This is a genomic window from Streptomyces sp. YS-3 (assembly GCF_045257485.1).
Classification (GTDB): domain Bacteria; phylum Actinomycetota; class Actinomycetes; order Streptomycetales; family Streptomycetaceae; genus Streptomyces.
On record NZ_JBJHPC010001026.1, the window covers coordinates 1 to 1,236 of the forward strand.

At 77.7% G+C, this 1,236-nt stretch carries 1 protein-coding gene; it reads right to left on the reverse strand.

Annotated features, from left to right (window positions below):
- On the reverse strand, positions 1-1,084 hold a 1,084-nt coding region (locus ACJA3G_RS37235; protein ID WP_406557430.1), incomplete at its 3' end, for an NAD(P)H-hydrate epimerase.
- Positions 1,085-1,236 lie beyond the last annotated feature (152 nt).

The following is a 1,236-nucleotide window of genomic DNA, read 5'->3' on the forward strand; positions in this document are numbered from 1 at the left end:
GCACGGCGGCGCGGGGGCCGTACGGTACGTCGGCCACGCCGCCGAAGCCGTCATCGCCCGCTTCCCCGAGACGCTGGTCTCGGCGGGCCCCCCGGCCAAGGCGGGCCGCGTCCACCAGGACCGGAACGTCGGAGGCGAGCACGTCCTCCACCCCGGGGCCGTCCCCGAGGCCGGGGCCGACGACCCAGGCCTGGACGCGGCCCGCCTTGGCCGGGGGGCCCGCCGAGACCAGCGTCTCGGGGAAGCGGGCGATGACGGCTTCGGCGGCGTGGCCGACGTACCGTACGGCCCCCGCGCCGCCGTGCAGCGCGCCCGCGACCGCGAGCACGGCCGCGCCGGGGTAGCGCGCGGACCCGGCGACCACGCCGACGACCCCGCGCCGGTACTTGTCGCTCTCACCCGTCGGCGCGGGCAGCAGCTGCGCCACGTCGGCGTGCTGCAGCGCCTCGCAGTCCGGGACGGAGGGGAGGTGGGGGCCGAGGCCGATGTCGACGTGGCGGACGGCGCCGGTGTACGCGTACGCCGGATCGATCAGCATCCCCGGCTTGTACGCGCCGAACGTGACCGTCGCGTCCGCGCGCAGGGCCTCCCCCAGGATCTCCCCGGTGTCCGCCTCGATCCCGCTGGGCAGGTCGACCGCGACGACGAGGGCGTCGGAGCCGCGGGCGGCGCGGGCGATCGGGACGGCGTCGGGGCGCAGCCCGCCGTGGCCGCCGATGCCGGTGATCCCGTCGAGGACGAGGTCGGCGCCGGCGAGTACGTCGTACGGGTCGTCGGTGACGCGGCCTCCGGCGCGCAGGAACGCGGCGAGGCCGTCGGGGTGGGCGCGGTCGGGGGCGAGCAGCACGGCGGTGACGCCCGCGCCGCGCCGGGCCAGGCGGGCTCCGGCGTACAGGGCGTCCCCGCCGTTGGCGCCGTTGCCGGCGAGGACGACGACGCGGGCGCCGTACACCCGCCCGAGCATCCCCGCGCAGGCGGTGGCCAGGCCGGCGGCGGCGCGCTGCATGAGGGTGCCGGGGGGGAGTCGGGCCATGAGCTCCTGCTCGGCGGCCCGTACGGTCTCGACGCGGTAGGCAATACGCATGGGTTACACCCTTCCGAATCCGGCTGTGCGGTGCCACTGGGGGGCGCGTTCTTTGTCTGCGGGTGGGGTGGGTGGCCGGTCGCGCAGTTCCCCGCGCCCCTTAGGGGTTGCTTCCGGAGCGGGGTTGCGTGGGGACTCCCGGGCCCCCGGAG